Annotated in this window: 2 protein-coding genes; both read left to right on the forward strand. The window is 67.5% G+C overall.

The features are described 5' to 3' along the window. On the forward strand, positions 1-472 hold a 472-nt coding region (locus QSK45_RS37995; protein WP_285563523.1), incomplete at its 5' end, for an alpha-glucosidase C-terminal domain-containing protein. After that, a partial coding sequence (locus QSK45_RS38000) for an alpha-amylase family glycosyl hydrolase (RefSeq protein ID WP_285563524.1) occupies positions 469-1,347 on the forward strand: 879 nt, incomplete at its 3' end. The genes QSK45_RS37995 and QSK45_RS38000, both read left to right, overlap by 4 nt.

The following is a 1,347-nucleotide window of genomic DNA, read 5'->3' on the forward strand; positions in this document are numbered from 1 at the left end:
GAACACCGCGCTGCGCGAGGGGAGCGAGGAGTACAAGCACTCGGAGAAATACCAGCTCCGGCCCCGCGACTGGGAATCCGCCGCACGCGAGGGCCGCACCATCGCACCCCTCATCACCCGCCTCAACACCATCCGCCGTGAACACCCGGCGCTGCAACGCCTGCGGAACCTCCGCTTCCACGAGACCGACAACGACGCCGTGCTCGCCTACAGCAAGAGCACGGGGACGGACACGGTCATCGTGGTCGTCAACCTCGACCCGCATCACGCCCAGGAGGCCACGGTCTCGTTGGACATGCCGCAACTCGGCCTGGACTGGGACGCCGACCTGTCCGTACACGACGAACTGACCGGCGAGGCGTACCACTGGGGCAGGACCAACTTCGTGCGCCTCACCCCGGGCCGGGCACCGGCGCACGTGCTCCACGTCCAGCGATCGACGCACCGGAACGGAGGGCCCGCAGCGTCATGACCGTCAACGAACCCGTACTGGACACCTTCGAGGACACACCCGCCCGGGACCGGGACCCGCAGTGGTTCAAGCGTGCCGTCTTCTACGAGGTCCTGGTCCGCTCCTTCCAGGACAGCAACGGCGACGGCGTCGGCGACCTCAAGGGCCTGACCGCCAAGCTCGACTACCTCCAGTGGCTCGGCGTCGACTGCCTGTGGCTGCCGCCGTTCTTCAAGTCGCCCCTGAGAGACGGGGGGTACGACGTCTCGGACTACACCGCGGTGCTCCCCGAGTTCGGCGACCTCGCCGACTTCGTGGAGTTCGTGGACGCCGCCCACCAGCGGGGCATGCGCGTGATCATCGACTTCGTCATGAACCACACCAGCGACCAGCACCCGTGGTTCCAGGAGTCCCGCAAGAACCCCGACGGCCCGTACGGGGACTACTACGTCTGGGCCGACGACGACAAGGGCTACGAGGACGCGCGGATCATCTTCGTGGACACCGAGGTGTCGAACTGGACGCACGATCCGGTGCGGGGCCAGTACTACTTCCACCGCTTCTTCTCCCACCAGCCGGACCTCAACTACGAGAACCCGGCCGTGCAGGAGGAGATCCTGGCCGCCCTGCGCTTCTGGCTGGACCTGGGCATCGACGGCTACCGGCTGGACGCGGTCCCGTACCTCTACGCGCAGGAGGGCACCAACTGCGAGAACCTGCCCGCGTCCCACCAGTTCCTGAAGCGGGTCCGCCGGGAGATCGACGCGATGTACCCGGACACGGTGCTGCTGGCGGAGGCCAACCAGTGGCCCGAGGACGTCGTCGACTACTTCGGCGACTTCCCGAGCGGCGGCGACGAGTGCCACATGGCCTTCCACTTCCCCGTCATGCCGCGC

The organism is Streptomyces hygroscopicus subsp. hygroscopicus (assembly GCF_030269125.1).
Lineage (GTDB): Bacteria > Actinomycetota > Actinomycetes > Streptomycetales > Streptomycetaceae > Streptomyces > Streptomyces hygroscopicus_C.